22 protein-coding genes are annotated in these 22808 nt (G+C 59.8%); 10 read left to right on the top strand and 12 right to left on the bottom strand.

Features of this window, described 5'->3' with window-relative positions; translation table 11 throughout:
• Positions 1–85 precede the first annotated feature (85 nt).
• Positions 86–1462: a glutamine synthetase family protein gene (locus Q7C33_RS05230; RefSeq protein WP_030138099.1), complete on the top strand. Its 1377-nt coding sequence runs from the start codon at positions 86–88 to the stop codon at positions 1460–1462.
• An 83-nt stretch (positions 1463–1545) separates the two neighbouring features.
• On the opposite strand, the gene ltrA is transcribed toward Q7C33_RS05230, so the two are convergent.
• Positions 1546–2937, bottom strand: a complete 1392-nt coding sequence (ltrA, locus tag Q7C33_RS05225) for a group II intron reverse transcriptase/maturase (RefSeq protein WP_407682943.1) — start codon at positions 2935–2937, stop codon at positions 1546–1548.
• Between the two features lie 687 nt (positions 2938–3624).
• Between ltrA and Q7C33_RS05220 the strand changes: the two genes are divergently transcribed.
• From Q7C33_RS05220 to Q7C33_RS05205, 4 genes are all read left to right on the top strand, one after another.
• Positions 3625–4260: a TetR/AcrR family transcriptional regulator gene (locus Q7C33_RS05220; protein ID WP_018610580.1), complete on the top strand. Its 636-nt coding sequence runs from the start codon at positions 3625–3627 to the stop codon at positions 4258–4260.
• A gap of 472 nt (positions 4261–4732) precedes the next feature.
• Complete coding sequence (locus Q7C33_RS05215; RefSeq protein WP_053182873.1) at positions 4733–5446, top strand: MgtC/SapB family protein; 714 nt, start codon at positions 4733–4735, stop codon at positions 5444–5446.
• A 110-nt stretch (positions 5447–5556) separates the two neighbouring features.
• On the top strand, positions 5557–5739 hold the full coding sequence (locus tag Q7C33_RS05210) for a hypothetical protein (RefSeq protein WP_053182876.1): 183 nt from the start codon (positions 5557–5559) through the stop codon (positions 5737–5739).
• Positions 5740–5780: 41 nt separating this feature from the next.
• The gene (locus tag Q7C33_RS05205; protein ID WP_407682942.1) at positions 5781–6752 is read left to right on the top strand and encodes a CorA family divalent cation transporter; all 972 of its coding nucleotides are present in this window, start codon (positions 5781–5783) and stop codon (positions 6750–6752) included.
• A gap of 116 nt (positions 6753–6868) precedes the next feature.
• On the opposite strand, the gene Q7C33_RS05200 is transcribed toward Q7C33_RS05205, so the two are convergent.
• The 7 genes from Q7C33_RS05200 to Q7C33_RS05170 form a co-directional block, all read right to left on the bottom strand.
• Positions 6869–7084, bottom strand: a complete 216-nt coding sequence (locus tag Q7C33_RS05200; RefSeq protein ID WP_003177394.1) for a TOBE domain-containing protein — start codon at positions 7082–7084, stop codon at positions 6869–6871.
• 25 nt (positions 7085–7109) lie between these two features.
• On the bottom strand, positions 7110–7916 hold the full coding sequence (gene ssuB / locus Q7C33_RS05195) for an aliphatic sulfonates ABC transporter ATP-binding protein (protein WP_003206644.1): 807 nt from the start codon (positions 7914–7916) through the stop codon (positions 7110–7112).
• A complete protein-coding gene (gene ssuC, locus Q7C33_RS05190) occupies positions 7913–8695 on the bottom strand; it encodes an aliphatic sulfonate ABC transporter permease SsuC (protein WP_407682941.1) in 783 nt (260 codons plus the stop codon). Before ssuC ends, ssuB begins: the two co-directional genes overlap by 4 nt.
• Positions 8696–8702: 7 nt before the next feature.
• The gene (ssuD, locus tag Q7C33_RS05185) at positions 8703–9851 is read right to left on the bottom strand and encodes an FMNH2-dependent alkanesulfonate monooxygenase (RefSeq protein ID WP_198797495.1); all 1149 of its coding nucleotides are present in this window, start codon (positions 9849–9851) and stop codon (positions 8703–8705) included.
• A gap of 24 nt (positions 9852–9875) precedes the next feature.
• Positions 9876–10841 (bottom strand): sulfonate ABC transporter substrate-binding protein, encoded by a 966-nt coding sequence (locus Q7C33_RS05180; RefSeq protein WP_217860588.1) that lies wholly within the window; start codon positions 10839–10841, stop codon positions 9876–9878.
• 91 nt (positions 10842–10932) lie between these two features.
• Positions 10933–11526, bottom strand: a complete 594-nt coding sequence (ssuE, locus tag Q7C33_RS05175) for an NADPH-dependent FMN reductase (RefSeq protein WP_407682940.1) — start codon at positions 11524–11526, stop codon at positions 10933–10935.
• Positions 11527–11828: 302 nt separating this feature from the next.
• Positions 11829–12467: a peroxiredoxin gene (locus tag Q7C33_RS05170; RefSeq protein ID WP_258648492.1), complete on the bottom strand. Its 639-nt coding sequence runs from the start codon at positions 12465–12467 to the stop codon at positions 11829–11831.
• A gap of 335 nt (positions 12468–12802) precedes the next feature.
• Between Q7C33_RS05170 and mntA the strand changes: the two genes are divergently transcribed.
• Complete coding sequence (gene mntA, locus Q7C33_RS05165; RefSeq protein WP_407682939.1) at positions 12803–13198, top strand: type VII toxin-antitoxin system MntA family adenylyltransferase antitoxin; 396 nt, start codon at positions 12803–12805, stop codon at positions 13196–13198.
• The gene (hepT, locus tag Q7C33_RS05160; protein WP_030138107.1) at positions 13188–13616 is read left to right on the top strand and encodes a type VII toxin-antitoxin system HepT family RNase toxin; all 429 of its coding nucleotides are present in this window, start codon (positions 13188–13190) and stop codon (positions 13614–13616) included. Before mntA ends, hepT begins: the two co-directional genes overlap by 11 nt.
• Before the next feature lie 83 nt (positions 13617–13699).
• Here hepT and Q7C33_RS05155 read toward each other — a convergent pair whose 3' ends face one another.
• The 3 genes from Q7C33_RS05155 to argE all read right to left on the bottom strand — a co-directional run bounded on the left by Q7C33_RS05155 (position 13700) and on the right by argE (position 18090).
• Entirely contained in the window at positions 13700–15025 is a 1326-nt protein-coding gene (locus Q7C33_RS05155) for an OprD family outer membrane porin (RefSeq protein WP_407682938.1), read from the bottom strand.
• Positions 15026–15497: 472 nt separating this feature from the next.
• Positions 15498–16796: an amino-acid N-acetyltransferase gene (argA, locus tag Q7C33_RS05150; RefSeq protein ID WP_198797500.1), complete on the bottom strand. Its 1299-nt coding sequence runs from the start codon at positions 16794–16796 to the stop codon at positions 15498–15500.
• Between the two features lie 136 nt (positions 16797–16932).
• Complete coding sequence (gene argE / locus Q7C33_RS05145; protein WP_407682937.1) at positions 16933–18090, bottom strand: acetylornithine deacetylase; 1158 nt, start codon at positions 18088–18090, stop codon at positions 16933–16935.
• A gap of 313 nt (positions 18091–18403) precedes the next feature.
• On the opposite strand from argE, the gene Q7C33_RS05140 reads away from it, so the two are divergent.
• A complete protein-coding gene (locus Q7C33_RS05140) occupies positions 18404–19771 on the top strand; it encodes a CYTH domain-containing protein (protein WP_407682936.1) in 1368 nt (455 codons plus the stop codon).
• 130 nt (positions 19772–19901) lie between these two features.
• Here the strand turns inward: Q7C33_RS05140 and Q7C33_RS05135 are convergent, their stop codons facing one another.
• Complete coding sequence (locus Q7C33_RS05135; RefSeq protein WP_198797502.1) at positions 19902–20372, bottom strand: Lrp/AsnC family transcriptional regulator; 471 nt, start codon at positions 20370–20372, stop codon at positions 19902–19904.
• Positions 20373–20498: 126 nt separating this feature from the next.
• Between Q7C33_RS05135 and Q7C33_RS05130 the strand changes: the two genes are divergently transcribed.
• Entirely contained in the window at positions 20499–20837 is a 339-nt protein-coding gene (locus Q7C33_RS05130) for a hypothetical protein (protein WP_217860592.1), read from the top strand.
• A 150-nt stretch (positions 20838–20987) separates the two neighbouring features.
• Entirely contained in the window at positions 20988–22772 is a 1785-nt protein-coding gene (locus Q7C33_RS05125; RefSeq protein ID WP_030138114.1) for a GspE/PulE family protein, read from the top strand.
• Positions 22773–22808 lie beyond the last annotated feature (36 nt).

Genomic DNA, 22808 nt, shown 5'->3' with positions numbered 1-22808 from the left:
CTGCTTGACTTCGGCATGCCGTTCGGGTTGACTGGCTTTCGAAGAGATCAATGATTGATATTTTTAACAACAAAGGTGTTGCATCATGTCGGTACCCCCGCGTGCCGTTCAGCTTAACGAAGCGAACGCGTTCCTTAAGGAACATCCTGAGGTTCTGTACGTTGACCTTCTGATTGCGGATATGAATGGTGTGGTGCGCGGCAAGCGCATCGAACGCACCAGCCTCCACAAGGTTTACGAGAAAGGCATCAACCTGCCGGCCTCTCTATTTGCCCTGGATATCAATGGCTCGACGGTGGAAAGCACCGGCCTGGGCCTGGACATCGGCGATGCCGACCGCATCTGCTATCCCATCCCCGGCACTCTGAGCAACGAACCCTGGCAGAAGCGCCCGACCGCGCAACTGCTGATGACCATGCACGAACTGGAAGGCGAACCCTTCTTTGCCGACCCGCGTGAAGTCCTGCGCCAGGTCGTGACCAAGTTCGATGAATTGGGCCTGACCATCTGCGCGGCTTTCGAGCTGGAGTTCTACCTGATCGACCAAGAGAACGTGAATGGCCGCCCACAACCGCCCCGCTCGCCCATCTCCGGAAAACGCCCGCATTCGACACAGGTCTACCTGATCGATGACCTCGACGAATACGTCGATTGCCTCCAGGACATCCTGGAAGGGGCCAAGGAGCAAGGCATTCCCGCCGACGCCATCGTCAAGGAAAGTGCCCCGGCGCAGTTCGAAGTCAACCTGCACCACGTCGCCGACCCGATCAAGGCTTGCGACTACGCGGTCCTGCTCAAGCGGTTGATCAAGAACATTGCCTACGACCATGAAATGGACACCACATTCATGGCCAAGCCGTACCCGGGCCAGGCAGGCAATGGTTTGCACGTCCACATTTCGATCCTGGACAAAGACGGCAAGAATATCTTTGCCAGCGAGGATCCCGAGCAGAACGCCGCACTGCGTCACGCGATCGGCGGTGTGCTCGAGACCCTGCCCGCGCAGATGGCTTTCCTCTGCCCGAACGTCAACTCCTACCGTCGTTTCGGCGCACAGTTCTATGTGCCGAACTCGCCGACCTGGGGCCTGGACAACCGCACCGTCGCCTTGCGCGTACCGACCGGCTCGGCCGATGCGGTGCGCCTGGAGCACCGCGTTGCCGGCGCCGACGCCAACCCGTACCTGCTGATGGCAGCCGTATTGGCGGGTGTGCATCACGGCCTGACCAACAAGATCGAGCCCGGCGCGCCGGTCGAAGGCAACAGCTACGAGCAGAACGAGCAAAGCCTGCCGAACAACTTGCGTGATGCCCTGCGCGAACTGGACGACAGCGAAGTCATGGCCAAGTACATCGACCCGAAATACATCGATATCTTCGTGGCCTGCAAGGAAAGCGAGCTGGAGGAGTTCGAACACTCCATCTCCGACCTCGAGTACAACTGGTACCTGCATACCGTGTAAGCGGTTGCGGTAATCGAGTAGGAGGCGGCTTTACAGCCGCCGTCCTCTCACACCACCGTACGTACGGTTCCGTATACGGCGGTTCAGGTTATGCGGCTAAGCCGGTTTATCGTATCCAGTATCGAGACCAACCCAAGCCCATCCCACAGTTTCTTCGGCAACGCCTGATTCAAATGCGATGCCCCCGAGTTCCACCATGGGCCTCGGCCGTTGAAGGCTGAAGGCCATGCACGTGCTTCGCCAATCCCTAGACGCATCAGGTTTCGCGCCCTCGTAGAAGGCGTCTTCCATTGACGCCAGACGATACAGCGAAGCTTGTGACGCACCCAACCATCTAACTGCTCAAGCGGTCGCTTGCTTTGACTCAGCTTGAAGTAGCCAGCCCAACCGCGCAGGACAGGATTTATCCGCTCGATGACGTACACCATCGAGCGCCCCCGTGCTCCGCGCAGCAGGTCTCTGAGACGGTCGCACAGACGATCCAGGCTCATTGCCGCCGCTTTTAGCCTCGGCTGTTTATTCCAGCTCATCCCATAGCCCAAGTAGTCGCAGACCCAAGGCCGTGCCACGCGGCTCTTTTCCCGATTCAATGTCAGTTTCAGACGCTGATTCAGGAAGCGCTCAACCCCAGCCAACACTCGATCGCCAGCACGACGACTGCGCACATAAATGTTGGCGTCGTCGGCATAGCGTACGAAACGGTGACCCCGTCGTTCCAGTTCGCGGTCGAGTTCGTTAAGCAGGATATTCGACAGCAACGGCGAGAGCGGGCCGCCTTGCGGCGTCCCTTCCCGCCGTTGGCTGACGAGCCCACCTGACATCGCTCCCGCTTCGAGGTAACGACGGATCAGCCTGAGCACTCGTTTGTCGTCGACCTGACGCTCTATATGGGCCATCAAAACGTCGTGGTTAACTCGATCAAAGAATTTCTCAAGATCAAGTTCCACACACCAACGGTGCCCCGCCGCTACATGGCCGCGGGCTGTTTTTATAGCTTGATGAGCGCTTCTGCCTGGACGAAAACCGTAGCTGTAGTCCGAGAACAGAGGGTCGAAGATCGGCGTAAGCTGTTGCAGCAGGGCCTGTTGGATCAGGCGATCCACGACGTTGGGAATGCCCAACTGCCGTGTTCCGCCTTTGGGTTTGGGGATTTCAACGGCGCGCACACCTTGCGGATGGTACTCACCGGCCAGCAGCCGAGTCTTGAGGATCGACCAATACTGCTTCACGTAGTCCGCCAACTGGTCGACCGTCATGCCGTCGGCACCCGGTGCGCCCTTGTTGCTGACCACACGTTGATACGCACGCTTGAGGTTGGCGGGTGCAAGCACCCGCTCCATCAGCGTGTCCGGCTCCGCGTTCGTCCACGCCACAGACGCCGCCGATGTCTGCGCACTGCCGGCCGCAAGCCCAGGATTCCGTCCGAGACTTGGGGTTACAGTTCTCTTGCGGAGAAATTTCTGCTTTTTCGACATTCGACGAGACTCTGACGCCTACTGGCGGCATAACCTGTTCGGCCCTTGGTGACGTGGTTATTCGTCACTTACTACGGCCTCGGCTGACTTCTGTAGATTCATCCCGGCGCCTCTCGACGCTCGGTAGCACAGTGGCAAACCTACAGATCTCCCAGGGTAATTCACGCGACCTTCCTGCTTATGCCTGTCGGATCTACGTCACAGCGTTCCGTGCAAGTATCGGGCTTTAGTGATCATTGCCACCTCACCCCGCTGCGCCGCCTCTATCCGCTTCCTGTTCGTCAGGCCAGCATTTTGCCTCGGGCTTCCTTCAGATTCGCAGTCACCCGCGACACCCTTACCTTCGGCTAACACTTCCCCTTGCCGGGTGTGTAGAGGACTTTCACCTCCAAGTCACCAGCGTGGCCACCACAGCCAAGCTGGTTGCGCTTACGCGCAACGCGCCATGCCTGGCGCACAACAAGAAACGCCGCAGGCCTTATGGCCTGCGGCGTTTTTTTATGTATTTGGGTGAATGGCCGCCTTCGGCGGATCGCGAGCGAGCTCGCTCCCACAGGGGATTTTCGGTGCACTGATTTGAGGGTCAGCACACACCCAATGTGGGAGCGAGCTTGCTCGCGATGGCGACCGGGAAGACAACACAGGACCCGACTCGTACAATGCCCGGCAGCCCCGCAGGAGACGTCCATGACGCGTATCGCCACCCCCCGCAAACCCCGCGCACGCAGCCAGGCCCGGATCGACACCATTCTTGATGCCGCCCGTACGCTGCTTGCCGCCGAAGGCGTGGCCAGCCTGTCGATCTACAGCGTCGCCGAGCGCGCCGGGATCCCGCCCTCTTCCGTGTACCACTTCTTCGCCAGCGTCCCGGCCCTGCTCGAAGCCCTGACCGCCGACATCCACGCCGCCTTTCGCGCCGGCCTGCAAGCACCGATTGATCATGCGGCGTTGAACCACTGGCACGACCTGTCACGGCTGGTGGAGCAGCGCATGCTCACCATCTACAGCCAGGACGCCGCCGCTCGCCAACTGATCCTGGCCCAGCACGGCCTGACCGAAGTCATCCAGGCCGACCGCCAGCACGACCTCGAGCTGGGCGACCTGATGCATAAGGTGTTCAACCACCATTTCGAGCTGCCGAGCTTGCCCAAAGACGTCGACGTATTCGCCCTGGCCATGGAACTGGGCGACCGCGTCTACGCCCGCTCGGTACAACAACACGGCCAGATCACCCCGCGCATGGCCGAAGAAGGCATGCGGGTGTTCGATGCGTACCTGGGGCTGTATCTGCCGCCGTATCTGCCCAAGCGTGAAGCGCCCTGACCCATGTGGCGAGGGAGCTTGCTCCCGCTGGGCTGCGTAGCAGCCCCCCTTCCAACCCCAACAAAGCGCATTGTTCAGGCCGCCTAAAACAGTGACCGATGTAACGATACCGAAGTAGCCTGAAACAAAATCCCTCCAGCCGTTGTTTGACTTCTACATATAAAAAACATACTTTCGCCCCCGCTTTTTAGTCAACACAGGAGTCCAGTCTTGGACAGTTACCCCAGTCGATCCCGACAGGCTAAAGCGGCAAGCTAGTCCAGCAGAGTCCCTCTCTGCCACTTTCCTGCCGTCTTACGGCGGATAGTGGTATTTCGTTCCCGACCCGGGATTCGAACCTCCTTCCCCTATGAGTTCCCCTCAGTGCCCGCACGCAAGTGCCCAGCGCATCTGTGGTTTTCGCTCATGCCTGCGCGATCCATCCCTAAAACTCTGTTCGCTATTCGAACAATTGTCGGTATGGAAGTGAATTATGGATTGGAAGATTTTTTTCCTGCGCGTGACCGTCGCGCTCGCTCTAGGTGCCCTGGTGGGTGCCGAACGTCAACTTCGCCAGCGTCTGGCTGGACTGCGCACCAACGCCTTGGTTTCGACCGGCGCGGCTTTGTTCGTCATGGTGTCCCTGCTGACCTCCAACGGCGATAGCTCGGGCGCTGCACGGATCGCCGCTCAAGTCGTTTCCGGCATCGGTTTCCTGGGTGCCGGTGTAATCATGCGCGAAGGCCTCAATGTACGCGGCCTTAATACCGCCGCCACGCTCTGGTGCTCTGCTGCGATAGGCATCTTGTCGGGTATGGGTCATATGTTGGAAGCCGCCATGGGCACCCTGGTGGTGCTCTGCGCCAACATCCTGCTGCGCGAAGCCGCTCAGCGTATAAACCGCCAGGGCGCAGCCGCAGCCGTGGAAGTTGATCAGCGCTTTACCTTCAACATTGTCTGCCGGGCCGAGGACGAGGTGCACGTACGCACCCTGGTTCTGCATGGTTTGAGCGGAAGCGCACTACGTTTGCAATCACTGCACAGCGAAGACTTGGCCAACCCGGACAAGCTCGAAGTGCGCGCAGAACTTGTCGGCACGCCTGCGAGCCCGGCTCAACTAGAGCAACTGGCTAGCCGGGTGAGCCTGGAAAAAGGTGTAAGTTCCGTACGCTGGCAGTTACTCAACAGCAATCTGCAAGATGAATAATCGCCCTGCCGATCACGTATAACCTTGCGTTTTAGCACTCACCGGGGACGCCATGACCCCTTCCCCGGTATTTCTATCCCCTCTCGTAGATACGAACCGAGGAGTTTGCCATGAAAAAGAAGCCGCCAAACCGCACCAGCCTTGAGAACGAAGTAATCGTTGCAGTGATTGTGTTGTATCTGCTGCTGGCAATAGTCATGACGGCGGTGCATTACATGCAGCCACCGGATCAGGAAACCACAACATCATCGACCTCACCCTCTCATAGCGAACTCAACCCAGCGTCCAAGTAGGGGCATTTGCTCATATACGACCAGCCTACGAGTAATCAGACATGATCCGCAGCATTATCAATAATCACGCAACCCTTTCTATCGCTCAGGGGCTACCTCAGCCGGAGCATGATCGAGACGTTGTTTGGCTTGAGGTGAACACACCGACACTCGAAGAGCGGGCGTGCTTGCAGCAGCGCTTTGGCATTGAAACCGACCAGAAGAACGGCAGCGTCGTAGAGGACGGCCAGTTTCTATACATGCGTTCGAAGTTGCTTGCACTGGATGCCAACGGGGCTCCGCATTTTGGAGGTGTAACCTTCGTCTTGGGTGAGCAGGTAGTAGCGATTCTCTGCGACGACGCGGATTTCCACCCTTTTGATGTAGCCCTGCAACGCTTGCGCCGCAAACCTGCCAACGCCCAGAGCCCCAAGGCAATGCTGCGAGCTCTGCTGCAGATGGCCAATGACAGCGCTGACGCCGTCATCGATCGTATTGCCGATGAGTTGGAAAAGAGTGCCGAAGAAATTTCCGAAATATCCGATGGCTATAATGCGAATGGCAAGGAGTTGGGGGTACCGGACTTGGTCGAAACGATGCGCGCGCTCAACGACAAGGAAGAACTGATTTCTCTCTGTATTGAGGCACAGTTATCCCTTGCACGCACAGTGCGATATCTAAGCAGCGAAGTGGACAACACCACCGAAGCTGATTTGCAGGGTCTGGTGAATGAGCTTGCAGCCGATGTCGCTGGGGTCAAGGAGCATGCCTACTTCGAACACGAAAAAGTCCGCTACTTGCAAAACGCCGTGACGAACATTCTCAACATAAAACAGAATCAGATCGTCAAGGTATTCACGATCATTACGGCCGTTTTCCTGCCACCCACGCTGGTCGGCACATTCTACGGTATGAACTTTGCGGTGATGCCAGAGCTTTCGTGGGAGCACGGCTTCATCTATTCGATGGGGCTGACACTTTCAGCTGCGGTTCTCCCACTTGTCTATATCAAGCGCAAGGGCTGGTTGCGATAACACCGCGTTCATTGATGCGTTGACGAATCAACCTGCTCAACGCGCCAGTCATCTGTTTGGTGCTGATAAAAGCCCCGAAGGGCTCACGCCGTCCGGGGCTGTGGGTCAAGCATCGCTCACAACTTGGCGATAGACACCTCGGTGGATTTGACGAAGGCGATCACTTCACTGCCGATCGCCAGTTCCAACTCCTTGACCGAGCGGGTAGTGATGACCGACGTGACGATGCCCGAAGCGGTCTGCACGTCGATTTCCGATAGCACGTCGCCTTCGACGATTTCCTTGATGGTGCCTTTGAACTGGTTGCGTACGTTGATGGCTTTGATAGTCATGGTGTCGATTCCTGTCTGGATGAAGTTATTGCGCCCAACGCAATTGCGTGGGCAAGGGTGAAACGGGTTCGGGTTCCGGCGGTTGGCCGGGCAAGGACAGCACACGGTTGAGGACTTCGGTTTCCAGGCTCGCCAGGCGATGAGAGCCGCGAACCCGTGGACGTGGCAGGTCGATGGGCAGGTCGAGGCCGATCTGGCCGTCCTCGATCAGGATCACCCGATCGGCAATCGCTACCGCCTCGCTGACGTCGTGGGTCACCAGCAACACCGTGAAGCCGTGCTGCTGCCAGAGGTTTTCGATCAGTTGCTGCATCTCGATGCGGGTCAGTGCGTCCAGCGCCCCCAAGGGTTCATCGAGCAGCAACAGGCGTGGCTGATGAATCAGCGCGCGGGCCAGGGCCACTCGTTGTTTCTGTCCGCCAGACAGCGCCGCCGGCCACTCATGGGCGCGGTCGGCCAAGCCGACGGCTTCCAGTGCTTGCAGCGCCTGCGGGCGCCAGTTGCCTTTTAGTCCAAGGCCGACGTTGTCGATGACTTTTTTCCAAGGCAGCAAACGCGCTTCCTGGAACATCAAACGCGTGTCCTGTTGCGCAGCACTCAGCGGCGCCGAGCCCGCCAACAGCTGACCATCGGTAGGCTGATCGAGACCGGCCAGCAACCGCAGCAAGGTACTTTTGCCACAGCCACTGCGACCGACCACGGCCACGAACTGCCCGGCCGGGATATGCAGGTCGATGTCGCGCAACACCTGGCGTGTGCCGAAGGTTTTTTGCAGCTTGCGCACTGCCAGCGGGATGCCACGCAGCAGGCGCGGAGGTTGTTGGGCGGTCATGCGGCACCTCCCTTGATCACTTGGTAGGCCGGGTGCCAACGCAGCCAGACCCGCTCAAGTCCGCGGGCGGCAAGGTCAGCCAATTTGCCCAGCACGGCATACAGAAGAATCGCCAGCACCACCACATCGGTCTGCAGGAACTCCCGGGCATTCATCGCCAGATAACCGATGCCGGAGCTGGCCGAGATGGTTTCCGCCACGATCAGCGTCAGCCACATGAAACCCAGGGCAAAGCGCACACCCACCAGGATCGAAGGCAAGGCGCCCGGCAGGATCACTTGGCGAAACAGGCTGAAACCGGACAAGCCGTAGCTGCGGGACATTTCCACCAGCGCCGGGTCGACGTTGCGAATGCCGTGATAGGTATTGAGATAGATGGGGAACAGCGTGCCCAGCGCCACCAGGAAAATCTTCGCCGACTCGTCGATGCCGAACCACAGGATCACCAACGGAATCAGCGCCAGGTGCGGCACGTTTCGCACCATCTGCACCGAGCTGTCCAACAACCGCTCGCCCCACTTCGACAGGCCGGTGATAAAGCCAAGGCCGAGGCCGAGGCCGCCGCCAATCAAGAAGCCGACCGCCGCACGCCAGCCGCTGATGGCCAAGTGTGTCCAGATCTCGCCGCTGCGCACCAGGTTCACGCCAGCCTCGATCACCGCGACCGGTGCCGGCAGGATCCGCGTGGACAGCCAGCCGGCCGATACCGACAATTGCCACACCGCCAGCAACAGCAGCGGCACCGCCCACGGCGCCAGGTTGTGGATAACTTTCTTCATGGTCGCCTCAGCTCTGGGACGCGGCTTTGGGCAAGATGTCGTTGGCGACCATCTCACCGAACGGGCTCACGTAACCCTGGCTTTTCGGCAGCTCCGGGCGCTCCACATCCAAGTGCGGGAACAACAGCTCGGCCACCCGATAGGACTCTTCCAAGTGTGGATAACCCGAGAAGATGAACGTGTCGATGCCCAGGTCGGCGTATTCCTTGACCCGCGCGGCCACGGTCGGGCCATCGCCCACCAGCGCCGTACCGGCACCACCACGCACCAGGCCGACCCCGGCCCACAGGTTGGGGCTGACTTCCAACTTGTCGCGGCGACCGCCGTGCAGCGCGGCCATGCGTTGCTGGCCCACCGAGTCGAAGCGCGCCAGGGACGCCTGGGCACGGGCGATGGTTTCGTCGTCCAGATGGGAGATCAAACGGTCGGCCGCTTGCCAGGCCTCGGCATTGGTTTCCCGCACAATCACATGCAGGCGGATTCCGAAGCGCACGGTGCGCCCAAGCTTTGCGGCCTTGGCTCGCACCTGTTCGATTTTCTGCGCGACGGCTGCGGGCGGCTCGCCCCAGGTCAGCACCATTTCCACCTGCTCGGCGGCCAGGTCCTGTGCCGCTTCCGACGAGCCACCAAAATACAGCGGCGGGCGCGGTTGCTGGATGGGCGGATAGAGCAGCTTGGCGCCCTTCACGCTGATGTGCTCACCGTCATAATCCACGGTCTCGCCTTCCAACACCCGACGCCAGATCCGGGTGAATTCCACCGAGGCCTGGTAACGCTCTTCGTGATCAAGAAACAACCCATCGCCGGCCAGTTCGTCCGGATCACCGCCGGTCACCAGATTGAACAGCGCGCGCCCGCCGGACAACCGATCCAGCGTCGCCGCCTGACGCGCCGCCACCGTCGGGGAAATGATCCCGGGGCGCAGGGCAACCAGGAACTTCAGGCGTTGGGTCACCGGAATCAGCGAAGCGGCTACCAGCCAGGAGTCTTCGCAGGAACGCCCGGTGGGAATCAAGACGCCGCCAAAACCCAGCCGATCCGCCGCTTGGGCGATTTGTTGCAAGTAACCATGATCGACGGCGCGAGCGCCTTCGGCGGTGCCAAGGTAATGGCCGTCGCCGTGGGTTGGCAGGAACCAGAAAATGTTGAGGCTCATGGAGTGGTCTCCTAAGGGATCGAATTACTGCGCGTTCGCAACGGCCGCCGGCGGCGTCCAGATCACGTCCTTGATGCTCAAGGGCTTGGGAATCAACTTGAGTTGGTAGAAGCTGTCGGCGATTTTCTGCTGGGCCGCGACGACTTCCGGCGTGAGGAACAACGCGCCGTAGCCCTGGCGCTTCACCGACGTCAGGGTGATATCCGCTGGCAGCCCGAGCAGCGGCGAGACCTGCTGGGTCACGTCTTCAGGATTGGCCTTGGACCACTCCCCCACCGCCCGCACTTCCTCCACCAGGGCCGTGATCACCTGGGGATTTTTCTGCGCATAGGGTTTGGTCGCGAGGTAGAACTGATGGTTATCGACGATGCCCTTGCCGTCACGCAGGGTGCGTGCCTGCAACTGCTGTTCAGCCGCGGCCTGGTACGGATCCCAGATGACCCAGGCGTCCACACTGCCCCGTTCGAACGCTGCACGGGCATCGGCCGGAGGCAGGAAAACCGTCTGGATGTCTGAATATTTGAGGCCGGCGTCTTCCAGCGCCCGCACCAGCAGATAGTGGACATTGGAGCCTTTGTTAAGCGCGACTTTCTTACCCTTGAGGTCCTGCACCGACTGGATGGCCGAGCCTTTCGGCACGAGGATCGCCTCGCTGGTGGGCGCCGGAGGTTCGTAGGCGACATAGAGCAGGTCGGCGCCTGCGGCCTGGGCAAACACCGGCGGGGTTTCGCCAGTGACGCCAAAATCGATGGAGCCGACGTTCAAGCCTTCAAGCAGCTGCGGGCCGCCGGGAAACTCCGTCCATTGCACGTCCACGCCTTGGGCCGCGAGGCGTTTTTCCAATGAGCCCTTGGCCTTGAGCAGCACCAGGGTGCCGTATTTCTGGTAACCGATCCGCAAGGTCTCGGCTTGAGCCTGGGTGATGGCGCCGAAGGACACAGCCGCAGCAAACAGAGCGACCAGCCCGCGACGCAAAATGACAGTGCGCATGGCGCCTCTCCTTTTTGCTGTGGGGTTTTGGCTGCACCTGCTTGGCCGTTGACGGCTGAGTAAGGTGAGTTGAATCAGTGGTGTTCGGGGTTCAGATGCTCCAGCGAGCACTCAACAAACGTTCGTTCAATACATCGGGGTCCAGCGGCCTCGGCCGACGGGCCATGGCGCTGTGAAACTGTTCAAGCGCTTCGTCCAGGCGCTGCTGCAAGGCCGGCGTCAATTGCGCCTGGGCGCTGCCTTCGCCATAAGCGATCTGGCTGTCTTCGGCGAAAATCCCATGGAGCATTTCCTGGGCCTTGAGCGCCGACAGTACCGGCTTCAGGGCGTAGTCCACCGCGAGCATGTGGGCGATGCTGCCGCCTGTCGCCATGGGTAACACCACCTTGTGGGCCAGGGCCCGTTCCGGCAGCAGATCAAGCACGGTCTTCAACGCACCGGAAAAAGACGCCTTGTAGACCGGTGTGGCGATCAGCAGCCCGTCCGCGCTTTCGATCTGGGCCAGCAAGTCCACCACCTTGGGACTGTCGAAGCGGGCATGGAGCAGATCCTCGGCGGGGAAATCACGCACCTGATAACTCACCACTTCCACACCGTGTTGCTGCAACCAACGTTGCGAGCGCTCCAACAGCACTCCAGAACGGGAGCGCTGGCTGGGACTGCCGCCGAGCGAGACAACCAACATGCCAACCATTCCTTAAAGTCTCTTGCGATTCGCAGTAGGCGATCTCGCGGTATGGGGCCAACCATAACAGCGCGGGCATATATCTTTAAATCATATTTATTCATTTGATTATTCGATATAGAGATATGCGTCCAGCTTTTCTCTGCGCAATAAAAAAGGCCGTCGAAACGGCCAAAACCCTTGGTACACAGATGTTCCTGTGGGAGCGAGCTTGCTCGCGATGGCGTCAGATCTGCCAGCCTTGATGTTGAGTGATACACCGCTATCGCGAGCAAGCTCGCTCCCACAGGTTCGGTATTGCGTCAACGATTAGGTTGGGGCGTGAGGCGCAGGTACGGCTTCACCGCGCGGTAGCCCTTGGGAAAGCGCTGCTTGAGCTCTTCTTCGTCCTTGAGCGACGGCACGATCACCACTTCATCACCGTCCTGCCAGTTGGCGGGCGTGGCGACTTTGTAGTTGTCGGTCAGTTGCAGGGAGTCGATCACTCGGAGGATTTCGTTGAAGTTGCGCCCGGTGCTGGCCGGGTAGGTGATGGTCAGGCGAATCTTCTTGTTCGGGTCGATCACGAACAATGAGCGCACGGTCAAGGTGTCGCTGGCGTTGGGATGGATCAGGTCGTACAGGTCGGACACCTTGCGGTCGGCATCGGCCAGGATCGGAAAATTGACCACGGCGTTCTGGGTTTCGTTGATGTCTTCGATCCATTTATGGTGCGAGTCCACCGGGTCCACCGACAGGGCGATGGCCTTGACGCCGCGCTTGGCGAATTCATCCTTGAGCTTGGCGGTGAGGCCCAGCTCGGTGGTGCACACCGGGGTGAAATCCGCCGGATGGGAGAACAGCACGCCCCAGCTGTCGCCGAGCCATTCGTGGAAGCGAATCTTGCCGACGCTGGAATCCTGTTCGAAATCGGGGGCGATGTCGCCGAGTCTGAGGCTCATGATGCGGCTCCTGGATGGTTTTTATGAGCCCAAACTGTGCGCCGCTTTTCGTTGCTTTAAAAAGAATGAATACCCATTTATTTAGATCATTAGGAAATATAAAAAACTGTTCACTGGTGCCTTGACGCATAGCGGCCCAAGATCATTCCCGAGGTTTCGAGAAGGCCTCAAGTTGCTGAAAAGAGGAGAAGGTTCGGGAAAGGCTACAGGGGTGGGCCGGACCCGAAACGCAAAAGCCTCGCCCGGCGTGATGCCGGGCGGGGCTTTTTTTGTTTTGGAGCTACATTACGGAAATTATTGACGCGATTTTGAGACGAGCGGCTAGGATAGGCAGCATGAACGCTCAAGCCTCGTTGACTCACTTGCAAAATCATCTGCCTGACCTGTTGGCGGTTTACCTGTTCGGAAGCCACGCCCAGGGGACCGCCGGGCCTGACAGTGATGTCGATTTGGCTGTGCTGTTGTCAGGCACGGTGGACCCGGTGTCGTTGTGGCAACTTTCAGGCGATTTGGCGGACATTGTGGGCAGTCCGGTGGATCTGATAGATCTACGGGCGGCAACCACCGTCATGCAGTACCAGATCGTGACCCGAGGCCGAAGACTCTGGGCCAAAGATGTACAGGCGGGGTTGTTCGAATGTTTCATTCTCAGCGAAAAGACCGCGCTCGATGAGACTCGAGCAGGATTGCTCAAAGATATTCAGGAACAGGGCAGCGTGTATGGCCGATGACGTATTGATCAACAAGGCAGCGAGTATCGAGCGTTGCGTAGCCAGGGTGCGCGAGGAATACGGGAAAGATCCTGCCACGTTTGCCACCGATTTCACTCGCCAGGATTCGGCCGTCCTGAACATCCAGCGTGCCTGCGAAGCGGCGCTGGATATGGGGCAGCATCTGATTCGCCGTGAGCGATTGGGTGTCCCGCAAAGTGCCCGCGATACATTCGAGTTGCTTTTTCAAGGCGGCTGGATCGAAGAAGGCCTGGTGAAAAACCTGAAGAACATGGTGGGGTTCAGGAACATCGCGGTGCATGACTACCAGGCCCTTCAACTGCCGATCATGGTCGCGATCATTACCGGGCATCTGGATGATTTTCTGGCGTTCAGTGCGTTTATCCTGCGCAAGGACGCAGCGGAGCCAAAGGGATAAAGGCGAGATCCATCCGACATACCCGAAACGCAAAAGCCCCGCCCGGCGTGATGCCGGGCGGGGCTTTTTTACTTCGCTACGTCTTACATGAAGTTGTAAGTGTAGTTGAAGATCAGGCGGGTCTGATCCTGGCTGTCGCCCACGCCGCTGCTACGGTAGGTACCGTGGCGCAAGGTGGTGCCGAAGCCTTTCAGCGCACCTTGCTGGATCACGTAATCCACACGCATGTCGCGTTCCCACTCGGAGTAATCGCTTGCGCCGTCGGCGGTTTTAACGTCGTCACCACGCAAATATGCAACAGCGGCCTTCAGACCCGGAACGCCCAGACCAGTGAAGTCATAGGAGTATTGGCCGAACGTGGTGTTCTCACCAGCACGAACAAACGCGTTGATCATGCTGTCGGTGAACAAGTAGAAGCTCGAACCACCGGCTCCTTCAAAACCATTGGAGTCGCTGCGGAGGCTGCCCTGATTCAGGTAGACGAAACCACCGTCATCACCGACCTGCTGGTGACCCAACAGGAACGCACTGCCACCCAAGGTATAGGTAAACATGGCGCTCCAGGTCTTGTTATCGACCTCGCCAGCGTTCTTGGCATAACCTTGGTTGTTATTGAAGGTATAACCCGCCTCGCCGTTACGGCCATCGGAGCTGCTGTCGAAGTAACGCAGGTCAGTTTTGAATGACTGGCCTTCGCTGATCGGAAAAACGTGGACCGCTCCCAGGAAGTGCTGTTTGTAGAAATCCTGCAGGTTGGCGTAGTAATACTGCAAGGTCAGATCTTTAGTGACCTTCCAGTCAGCGCCAGCGTAACGGAACTGGTTACTTTCCTCCGTTGCACCATTCACCGACAAGCCGGTGCTGTTGCTCGACGCACGGCCTGTGGCATGTTCCAACTGACCAGCGTTGAACGTAACGTTGTCCAGGTCCTTGGAGGTGATTGTGCCACCTTCGAAGGTTTGGGGCAGCAGACGACCATCGCTGGCGACCAGGATCGGCAGGTTAGGCGCCAGGGCGCCACCCAGGTGAGCCTCGGTCTTGGAGAAGAGCGCCTTGACGTTACCCGACAGACGACTCCAGTTGTGTACAGCCGAGCCATCGGAATCGCTTGGCACGAAAGAGTTGTTATCCGGGTGGTGGCCTTTGCCGCCATCAAGGTGAATACCAACCAGTGCCTGGGCGTCGATACCAAAACCGACGACGCCTTGAGTGAAGCCGGACTTATAGTCGAACTTCAGCCCAGTGGCCGTTTCACGCTGGTCGGTTTTGCCTGTTTCACGGTTGTCGTTGTCAAAGTACAACGTGCGAGAACTGACAGACGCCTTGCTGTCTTCGATAAAACCGGCGGCGCCTGCCTGCTGCGCCAATACCCCAACGGCCACTGCCATGGCCAAGGTGGACTTCTTCATGCATCGCTCCTCTCGTTTTCTAATTCTTGTCTATCTTTGGCTCCGGATCGAACGCCCGGAATCCGCGGATGCGCGATTAGCGCCAGACCGTGACTGGCAAGTCAACCGTAACCCTTTCGGACTACGACCATGGTCTAACCCCGCGACATCGGCCCGCAGAATAAAGGATTCTTTATAAATCCAAAAAGAATTGTTTCAACAGTTTTCAGTGCGTTTTGACATATGAGTGCCATCACAGCGTCATCAAGCTGTGACAAGCCTTATCGGCGACGTAGGGGATAACTGAACGGTTATTCGTCCGGGTTTTACGCAACCCCGCGAATTCCTGGCGACGAGATATATTCCGCGCCTCCTGCGCCTTCGATCCTGCTCATGACAACTCGCGCATGCCGCGATCTTGACGCGTTCCAGACTAGCTGCTCATTGTCTGAAATCAAGAAAGTCGCGGCGATGGGAGATTTCCGAGAGCCGTCTACAGGGATTTTTCGAAGATCTTCGAATTGCGCTGGTAGTTGTACAGCGAAGCCCGCGCCGCCGGCAGGCGTTCGACGCTGCTGGGCTCGAAGCCCCGTTCGCGGAACCAGTGGGCGGTCCGGGTCGTCAGCACGAACAGCGTCTTGAGCCCCTGGGCACGGGCACGGGTTTCGATTCGCTCCAGCAGTTCATCACCGCGCCCGCCATGGCGATACTCCGGATTGACCGCCAGGCAGGCCAGCTCACCCGCGTCCGAATCGGCAATCTGATACAGCGCGGCGCAGGCAATGATCATGCCCTCGCGCTCGACCACGCTGAACTGTTCGATCTCACGCTCCAGCACTTCACGGGAACGACGCACCAGGATCCCCTGCTCCTCCAGCGGGCTGATGAGGTCCAGCAAGCCGCCAACGTCCTCGATGGCCGCTTCGCGCACCACCTCGAATTGCTCCTGGGCCACCAGCGTGCCGCTGCCATCGCGGGTGAACAACTCGGCCAGCAGCGCACCGTTCTCGGCATAGCTGACGATATGGCTGCGCGCGACACCACCGCGGCAAGCCTGGGCCGCGGCGTCGAGCAGTTCGGCCTGGTAGTCGCTGCCCAATCGCTGCATGTGGGCCGGAACCTGTTGCGGACGCAACTCGCGAACCAGGCGTCCATGCTCATCGATCAGCCCCTGTTCAGCGCCGAAAAGCAGCAACTTGTCAGCCGCCAGGTCAATGGCCGCCCGGGTGGCGACATCCTCGCAGGCCAGGTTGAAGATTTCCCCCGTGGGCGAATAGCCCAGCGGCGACAGCAGCACGATGGAACGCTCGTCCAGGAGCCGGTTGATGCCCTTGCGATCGACCCGGCGCACTTCGCCGGTGTGGTGATAGTCCACGCCCTCAAGGACGCCGATCGGCCGCGCAGTGACCAGGTTGCCACTGGCGACCCGCAGCCGCGAGCCCTGCATGGGCGAAGACGCCATGTCCATGGACAGGCGCGCCTCGATGGCGATGCGCAGTTGGCCGACCGCATCGATCACGCACTCCAGGGTCGCGGCATCGGTGATGCGCATGCCGTGGTGATAATGAGGTGTCAGGCCCCGTGCCGCGAGGCGAGTCTCGATCTGCGGGCGCGAACCATGGACCAGCACCAGGCGCACGCCGAGACTGTGCAGCAACACCAGGTCATGAACGATGTTGCCGAAGTTGGGGTGTTCAACCCCATCTCCGGGCAGCATGACGACGAAGGTGCAATCACGGTGGGCATTGATATAGGGCGAAGCGTGGCGAAGCCAATTGACGTATTCGGGCATGAACCTGACCTGTAATAAATAACAGCCGAAAAAAGACGAAACAGAACGCACAGCGGGCTGGTGGTTATCGTCGGAACAGGCTTGGCGACACGCGCGCTCTCCTCATGTGATGAATACGGGCCCGCAAGAGGGCAATTTAACCGGCCGTGGCCGGCGTCAAGCAGTAGTGCCCAATCAACTGACGGAGCAATTGCACGGTAGGCTGCAAACGTGACATTTCAAGGTATTCGCCCGGCTGGTGGGCACAGGCGATGTCGCCAGGGCCGAGCACCAGGGTTTCGCAGCCAAGGCGCTGAAGATAAGGCGCTTCGGTGCCGAACGCCACTGCTTCGGCACGATGGCCGGTAAGCCGTTCGGCCACGCGCACCAGTTCGGCATCCTCGACCTGCTCGAATGGCGGCACTTCGGGGAACAGCGGCGCGTAGTCGATCTTCACGTGGTGTCGTTCGGCAATCGGGTCGAGCTTCTGCTGGATCGCCGCCCGCAGCACTTGCGGATCCATGCCGGGCAAGGGCCGCAAGTCGAATTCCATGGAGCACTGGCCGCAGATCCGGTTGGGGTTGTCGCCGCCGTGGATGCAGCCGAAATTCAGGGTCGGTTGCGGCACGGTGAATTGCGGGTTGCGGAATTCACGCTGCCATTGCAGGCGCAGGCCGCGCAGCTCGCCCATGGCGTCATGCATCGCTTCGAGGGCGCTGTGGCCCAGGCTCGGATCGGAAGAATGGCCACTGCGCCCGAGGATGTCGATGCGTTCCATCATCACGCCTTTATGCAGGCGGATCGGCCGCAAGCCGGTGGGCTCGCCAATCACCGCGGCACGCCCCAACGGCCGTCCGGCGTCGGCCAGGGCCCGGGCGCCAGACATGGAGCTTTCTTCATCGCAGGTGGCGAGGATCAACAGCGGCTGCTTGAAGGGTTGGTCCAGCAGCGGCTTGACCGCTTCGATGGCCAGGGCGAAAAAGCCCTTCATGTCACAACTGCCCAGGCCTACCCAACGACCGTCGACTTCGGTGAGCTTCAGCGGATCGGTCTGCCATAACGCGCCGTCGAACGGCACCGTGTCGCTGTGGCCCGCCAGCACCAGGCCGCCGGGACCGCTGCCGAAACTGGCCAGCAAATTGAATTTGCCTGGGCTGACCTGCTGGATATCACAGGAGAACCCCAGCTCGGTGAGCCAGCCTGCCAGCAGCTCGATCACCGCACCGTTGGACTGGTCCAGCTTTGGCTGGGTACAACTGACCGAAGGCGCGGCGATCAGGGCAGCGAACTGATCTTTCATGGACGGCAAAGGCATCGCTGGCTCCGGGGCGTACAAATTGACGTCCATCATAGAACCATCGAGAGCGAGTGTCCTGTCTTACCAATACGTTCTTTTTTGACGAGTGGCTGTTGTCGTCACGCAAGGCGCCGCGACGAGTCATAGCCCGCTATGGCGAGGAGCGGCAACGCAGCATGACGGCAACAGACGCCGTCAAAAAGAACGTATTGGTGAGATAGGACACTCTTATACCGTCGCGACGCGTAGGACGGATGAGTCCTGTACACTGCACGACCTTGGCAGCCACACCTCCCCCCGGCTGCGCACCCGATCCCTGGATTTTCCGGCCATGCAGAAAGAAACCGAAATCAAACTCCGCGTCAGCCGCGAGACCCTGGCAGCCTTGCGTGAGCATCCGCTGCTGAAAAAACGCAACAAGAGTGGCTGGGAACGCCACGAACTGATGAATCAGTACTTCGACACCCCGGAGCGTGACCTCGCCCGGGCCAAGGTTGCCCTGCGCCTGCGCCGCGACGGTGAAGAAGTGATCCAGACCCTCAAGACCCGTGGCCAGAGCGTCGCCGGCCTGTCCGAGCGCAACGAGTACGACTGGCACCTGCCCAAGGCCAAGCTGGACCTGAAGAAACTCGAGGGCGAATGCTGGCCCGAGGCACTGGCCGAACTGGACAAGAAAACCCTCAAGGCGATCTTCACCACCGACTTCGTTCGCGAGCGCGCCGAAATCGCCTGGGGCCGTGGCAAGAGCAAAGTGGTCATCGAGGCCGCGCTCGACCTGGGCCACGTCGTGGTGGGCAAGCAAAAGGAAGAAATCTGCGAGCTGGAGCTGGAGCTGCGCGAAGGCGAACCCGCCGCGCTATTGGAACTGGCCGCCGAGCTGGCCGCGACCCTGCCCTTGATGCCCTGCGACATCAGCAAGGCCGAACGGGGCTATCGCCTGCATGACGCGGGCAGCTATGCCCTGAGCCTTCCGTCCCCGCAACTGACCGTCGAAACACCGCTAGACGATGCCTTCGCCGCCTTGAGCTGGCATTTGCTGGGCAGCAGCCAGCGCCTGGCCGAACAATACCGCTTCAATGGCCATTGGCGCCTGCTGCAAGACTGGGTGGAAAACCTCGCCGAACTGCGCGCCCTGCTCAGCAGCCTCGGCCAGGCCGCGCCGCGTCAATCGACTCATGATCTGCGCGTTGCCCTGGACGCACTGCTGGAAGACTGGCGCCCATTGGTCCAGGCCGGCATCGAGGACGAAGACGTGCGCAAGGCAGCCCCGGAGCAATTCCTCGAAGAGCTGCAGGACCCGCGCTGGGGCCTGTTCTCCCTCGAAGCCTCACGCTGGTTGCTGGCCCGTAGCTGGACCGCCGACCGCAACACCCGCGGCAACCGCCAAGGCGCGGCGCAACTGGGCAGTTGGTTGCCGCGCCTGTTGAGCGAAGAAGCTTCGTCTTTGCAACTGCAACGCTACCAGCAACAGCCGGAAGACCTGGCCGAGCAATTGCCGCGCATCGAACGGATCCAGGCCTGGCTGCACCATGCCCGCCACGTCCTCGATATTGCGGAAATGGACCGCCTCTACGGTGAATTGAACAAGCTGGCGCAACTGGCCAACGAGCCGATCACCGACGAGCTTCTGGATGCGCGCAAGCAACAGGCGATCGCGGTGTATCAGAATCGGGCGTGGAAGACTTTGTTGCGCCTGTAAGATCGCCATCGCGAGCAAGCTCGCTCCCACAGGGGTCCAGCGTTGCACACAGATCTTGTGGCCGCTGAAGATCAACTGTGGGAGCGAGCTTGCTCGCGATGAGGTCAGCCCAAACATCGCAAAAACAAGCTCAGCGCACCACCGGCAAACTCGTCGTCGACTTGATCTCCGACAGCGCCACGATCGAGTTCACTTCCTGGATCCCCGGCACCATCGACAGCTTCTCGAAGAAGAACCGCTCATACGCCTCGATGTCCGCCGTGACGATACGCAGCAGGAAATCCACTGACCCCATCAGCACATAGCACTCCAGGACTTCGGGAAAGCCGCGGATCGCCTCGGTGAACTCAGTGAAGTTCGAACGACCGTGGGCGTTGAGTTTCACTTCGGCGAATATCTGCGTGTTCAGGCCGATTTTCTTGCGATCCAGCAACGTCACCTGCCCGCGAATGATCCCCTCCTCCTTCATCCGCTGGATCCGTCGCCAGCACGGCGATTGGGACAAACCTACCTGCTCGGCAATCTGCGCGCTGGACAGCGAAGCGTCCTCTTGCAGCAGTGCGAGTATCCTGCGGTCGTAGCTGTCCAGCTCGCTGTGCATAAATAAACCTTTAACAAACCAGATATCGATTGGATTAATTCGCTAGAACAGCATAAAGGCATATCTTAGATAAGAAATACCTCAGGACGCATGTAAATATTTCTCCGCATATCCAGGAGATGTTCCATGCCCTCATTCGATTCCACTGCCACGCCTCCACTGCGCGCCGACGTCTGGCACTCCGCCAATCCCCATCGTCGCGTCGAGTATCAATTGTTGGGCGAGGCCGAGCCGGATCTGCCTTGCCGGGTGCTCAACCTGTTCGCGTTGCAGGGCCTGACGCCGGAGAAAATCCATATGGAGTGCCACCATGATCAACTGTCCATGGAGATCCTCGTGGACGGGCTGAGCTGGCACCGTGCCCAGGTGATTGCGGAAAAATTACGTAACTTGATCAGCGTGAGTTCGGTGGACATGCAAGACATTGATATTGCACGGGCTGGATCGGTTCAGGCAGCGAGTTGAGATCGCTGCGGCAAGAATTCGAAACTCATTGGTCGGGTAGTGGCCCAACGGTACATAACGTCGCGACTATTCTTTTGCAGACCAGGCCAAGACATCGAGGTGTCTGTATCGCGGCTTTGCTGCAATTGTCCAATAGGAATTCGAACGCTCATGTCCACCAAACACGCCACTCAGGACCGCTGGCTGGACCTTAACGATCTGCTGCGCCAATTGGTCGCCCAAGGCATCATCAGCCAGGATTCAGCGGAAACCGCACTCAATGCGCGTCGGCGTCACACTGCCAACAGCCAGTTGCATCCACTTGAATTCATTGCCAACCAGCACCTGGACGACCTGAGCCGTCCCGGCAAGCGCCTGGACCTGGAAAACCTGACGCTGTGGCTGGCCGAGCAGGCCGACCAGCCCTACATGCGCATCGACCCGTTGAAGATCAACGTGGCAGCCGTTACGCCCCTGATGTCCTACGCCTTTGCGCAGCGCCACAAGATCCTCGCCGTGGCGGTCGATCGCGACGCGGTCACCGTTGCCAGCGCCCAGCCTTACGTCAGCAGTTGGGAAGCGGACCTGACCCACGTGCTCAAGTTGCCGGTCAAGCGGGTGGTCGCCAACCCGGTGGATATCCAGCGCCTCAGCGTGGAATTCTACCGCCTGGCCAAGTCGGTCAGCGGTGCCACCACGGTCGAGCAGCAACCGAGCAACCTGAGCAACTTCGAACAACTGCTCAATCTCGGCGCCAGCGACCAGGAGCCGGACGCCAACGACGCCCATATCGTCAATATCGTCGACTGGCTGTTCCAGTACGCCTTCCAGCAGCGCGCCAGCGATATCCACATCGAACCCCGCCGCGAGCAGGGCACCGTGCGTTTTCGCATCGACGGCGTGCTGCACACCGTCTACCAGTTCCCGCCGCAGGTGACGATGGCGATCATCAGTCGCCTCAAGAGCCTGGGGCGGATGAACGTCGCGGAAAAGCGCAAGCCCCAGGACGGACGCGTCAAGACCAAGACCCCGGACGGCGGCGAAGTGGAGTTGCGACTGTCGACCTTGCCCACGGCATTCGGCGAAAAAATGGTCATGCGGATCTTCGACCCGGAAGTGCTGCTCAAGGATTTCGACCAGCTCGGTTTTTCCGCCGACGACCTGCGCCGCTGGCAGGACATGACGCGCCAGCCCAACGGCATCATCCTGGTTACGGGGCCCACCGGGTCCGGCAAGACCACGACCCTCTACACCACGCTCAAGAAGCTGGCGACACCGGAAGTGAACCTCTGCACCATCGAAGATCCGATTGAAATGGTCGAGTCGTCCTTCAACCAGATGCAGGTCCAGCACAATATCGAGCTGTCGTTTGCCGCCGGCGTCCGCGCGCTGATGCGACAGGACCCGGACATCATCATGATCGGCGAGATCCGCGACCTGGAAACCGCCGAGATGGCGATCCAGGCAGCGCTCACCGGACACCTTGTGCTCTCGACCCTGCACACCAACGACGCGCCGAGCGCCATCAGCCGCCTGCTGGAGCTTGGCGTGCCGCATTACCTGATCAAGGCCACGGTCCTCGGGGTCATGGCCCAGCGCCTGGTACGTACGCTGTGCCCGCATTGCAAGGCACCGTTGACCCTGGACGAAGACGACTGGCAAACCCTGACGCGTCCCTGGCAGGCACCCTTGCCCACCAATGCCCAACGGGCGGTCGGTTGCTCGGAGTGCCGTGACACCGGCTATCGCGGGCGTGCCGGGGTCTACGAAATCATGCAATTGAGCGACAGCGTCAAAGGCTTGATCCACCCCGACACCGATTTGCTGGCCGTACGCCGCCAGGCGTTCAAGGAAGGCATGCGCAGCCTGCGGCTCTCGGGCGCGCAAAAGGTTGCGGCGGGCTTGACCACCGTCGAGGAAGTATTGCGGGTAACGCCACAGAGCGAGCAGAAGTAGGCACCATCCTGCTCAAGAGGCAGAAATATCCCACAA

This window comes from Pseudomonas sp. BP11-1-1, from assembly GCF_052112105.1.
Classification (GTDB): Bacteria; Pseudomonadota; Gammaproteobacteria; order Pseudomonadales; family Pseudomonadaceae; genus Aquipseudomonas; species Aquipseudomonas alvandae.
The sequence above is the reverse complement of the archived record's forward strand: the minus strand, read 5'-3'. Positions and strand labels throughout refer to the sequence as shown.

What these genes read in the sequence shown, in the direction of transcription:
- ssuC (WP_407682941.1), bottom strand. Translation starts at nt 8,695, where the DNA reads ATGAAGAAAGTTATCCACAACCTGGCGCCGTGGGCGGTGCCGCTGCTG.
- Q7C33_RS05155 (WP_407682938.1), bottom strand. Translation starts at nt 15,025, where the DNA reads ATGAAGAAGTCCACCTTGGCCATGGCAGTGGCCGTTGGGGTATTGGCG.
- Q7C33_RS05180 (WP_217860588.1), bottom strand. Translation starts at nt 10,841, where the DNA reads ATGCGCACTGTCATTTTGCGTCGCGGGCTGGTCGCTCTGTTTGCTGCG.
- Q7C33_RS05140 (WP_407682936.1), top strand. Translation starts at nt 18,404, where the DNA reads ATGCAGAAAGAAACCGAAATCAAACTCCGCGTCAGCCGCGAGACCCTG.
- Q7C33_RS05130 (WP_217860592.1), top strand. Translation starts at nt 20,499, where the DNA reads ATGCCCTCATTCGATTCCACTGCCACGCCTCCACTGCGCGCCGACGTC.
- hepT (WP_030138107.1), top strand. Translation starts at nt 13,188, where the DNA reads ATGGCCGATGACGTATTGATCAACAAGGCAGCGAGTATCGAGCGTTGC.
- Q7C33_RS05215 (WP_053182873.1), top strand. Translation starts at nt 4,733, where the DNA reads ATGGATTGGAAGATTTTTTTCCTGCGCGTGACCGTCGCGCTCGCTCTA.
- argE (WP_407682937.1), bottom strand. Translation starts at nt 18,090, where the DNA reads ATGCCTTTGCCGTCCATGAAAGATCAGTTCGCTGCCCTGATCGCCGCG.
- Q7C33_RS05125 (WP_030138114.1), top strand. Translation starts at nt 20,988, where the DNA reads ATGTCCACCAAACACGCCACTCAGGACCGCTGGCTGGACCTTAACGAT.
- Q7C33_RS05230 (WP_030138099.1), top strand. Translation starts at nt 86, where the DNA reads ATGTCGGTACCCCCGCGTGCCGTTCAGCTTAACGAAGCGAACGCGTTC.
- Q7C33_RS05220 (WP_018610580.1), top strand. Translation starts at nt 3,625, where the DNA reads ATGACGCGTATCGCCACCCCCCGCAAACCCCGCGCACGCAGCCAGGCC.
- ssuB (WP_003206644.1), bottom strand. Translation starts at nt 7,916, where the DNA reads ATGACCGCCCAACAACCTCCGCGCCTGCTGCGTGGCATCCCGCTGGCA.
- mntA (WP_407682939.1), top strand. Translation starts at nt 12,803, where the DNA reads ATGAACGCTCAAGCCTCGTTGACTCACTTGCAAAATCATCTGCCTGAC.
- Q7C33_RS05205 (WP_407682942.1), top strand. Translation starts at nt 5,781, where the DNA reads ATGATCCGCAGCATTATCAATAATCACGCAACCCTTTCTATCGCTCAG.
- Q7C33_RS05200 (WP_003177394.1), bottom strand. Translation starts at nt 7,084, where the DNA reads ATGACTATCAAAGCCATCAACGTACGCAACCAGTTCAAAGGCACCATC.
- Q7C33_RS05135 (WP_198797502.1), bottom strand. Translation starts at nt 20,372, where the DNA reads ATGCACAGCGAGCTGGACAGCTACGACCGCAGGATACTCGCACTGCTG.
- ssuD (WP_198797495.1), bottom strand. Translation starts at nt 9,851, where the DNA reads ATGAGCCTCAACATTTTCTGGTTCCTGCCAACCCACGGCGACGGCCAT.
- ltrA (WP_407682943.1), bottom strand. Translation starts at nt 2,937, where the DNA reads ATGTCGAAAAAGCAGAAATTTCTCCGCAAGAGAACTGTAACCCCAAGT.
- ssuE (WP_407682940.1), bottom strand. Translation starts at nt 11,526, where the DNA reads ATGTTGGTTGTCTCGCTCGGCGGCAGTCCCAGCCAGCGCTCCCGTTCT.
- Q7C33_RS05170 (WP_258648492.1), bottom strand. Translation starts at nt 12,467, where the DNA reads ATGAGCCTCAGACTCGGCGACATCGCCCCCGATTTCGAACAGGATTCC.
- Q7C33_RS05210 (WP_053182876.1), top strand. Translation starts at nt 5,557, where the DNA reads ATGAAAAAGAAGCCGCCAAACCGCACCAGCCTTGAGAACGAAGTAATC.
- argA (WP_198797500.1), bottom strand. Translation starts at nt 16,796, where the DNA reads ATGCCCGAATACGTCAATTGGCTTCGCCACGCTTCGCCCTATATCAAT.